This window comes from Trujillonella humicola, from assembly GCF_046233715.1.
In the GTDB taxonomy this organism is placed as follows: Bacteria; Actinomycetota; Actinomycetes; order Mycobacteriales; family Geodermatophilaceae; genus Trujillonella; species Trujillonella humicola.
The window spans coordinates 1-1,170 of record NZ_JBJNRJ010000129.1; the positions used below are offsets into that span (position 1 = coordinate 1).

Consider the following 1,170-nt stretch of genomic DNA (forward strand, 5'->3'; position numbering starts at 1 on the left):
GACGGGGCGGTCCGGATCGTCGAGGAGACGAGCAAGCCGATCGCCCAGGTCGCCCGCGATCTCGGCGTCAACGAGGGCACGCTGGGCAACTGGGTGAACAAGGCGCGGGAGGCCCGGGAGGGCACCGAGGGCCTGTCCCGGGGTGACATCGAGGAACTCAAGCGGCTGCGCGCGGAGAACGCCGAGCTGCGGATGGAGCGCGATGTCCTCAAGCGATCGGTGGTCCTGTGGGTGAAGGAGGCGACGAAGTGAGCGTGGCCCGCTTCATCGCCGACCAGAGGACCTTCTACCGGGTGCCGCACACGCTGACCTGCGCCCTGCTCGGCGTATCGGAGTCCTGGTTCTACAAGTGGCTTGACCGCACGCCGACGCCGACCGAGCAGCGCCGGGCCGAGGTCGACGCCGCGGTCGCGAAGGCGTTCCAGGCCGCGCGCGGGCTGCACGGCTCGCCCCGGCTGGTGGACGATCTGCGGGAGGCCGGCTGGACGGTGTCGGAGAAGACCGTCGCGGACTCGATGCGCCGCCAGGGCCTGGTCGCCCGGGTGATCAAGCGGCGGGGCGGGCTGACCCGGCAGGACAAGACCGCGCCGAAGTTCCCCGACCTGCTCAAGCGCGACTTCACCGCCGAGCGCCCCAACTGCCGCTGGGTGGGGGACATGACCGAGATCCCGACCGCGGCCGGGAAGCTGTACCTGGCCACGGTGATCGACCTGTACTCCCGGCGGCTGCTGGGTGCCGCGACCGGGCTGCACCCGGACGCCGCGTTGGCCTGTGCGGCGATCGAGATGGCCGTGGCCGCACGGGGCGGCGCTGAGCACATCGCCGGCGTCATCTTCCACACCGACCGCGGCTCGACCTACACCGCCGAGAAGTTCACCGCGCTGTGCCGGCGGCTGGGCATCCGGCAGTCGATGGGCCGGGTCGGCTCCTGCTTCGACAACGCCGCAGCCGAGGCGTTCTTCTCCAGTCTGGAGTGGGAGGTGCTGTCCCGGCACGAGTTCGACAGCACTGGCCAGGCCCGCGCGGTCGTGATCGACTGGTGCTACGGGTTCTACAACCACCAGCGCCGGCACAGTGCCGCCGGGAACCTGTCACCAATCACCTACGAGACGACCGCGCTCGACCGAGCAGCGGCATAGGGAAGCCCTCCACGATCTCGGGGGAACCACA

2 protein-coding genes are annotated in these 1,170 nt (G+C 70.5%); both read left to right on the plus strand.

Annotation, left to right across the window (positions count from 1 at the left end; genetic code table 11):
* On the plus strand, positions 1-252 hold a 252-nt coding region (locus ACK586_RS25385; protein WP_409333313.1), incomplete at its 5' end, for a transposase.
* A complete protein-coding gene (locus tag ACK586_RS25390) occupies positions 249-1,139 on the plus strand; it encodes an IS3 family transposase (RefSeq protein WP_409333314.1) in 891 nt (296 codons plus the stop codon). The genes ACK586_RS25385 and ACK586_RS25390, both read left to right, overlap by 4 nt.
* The last annotated feature ends 31 nt before the right edge of the window (positions 1,140-1,170 follow it).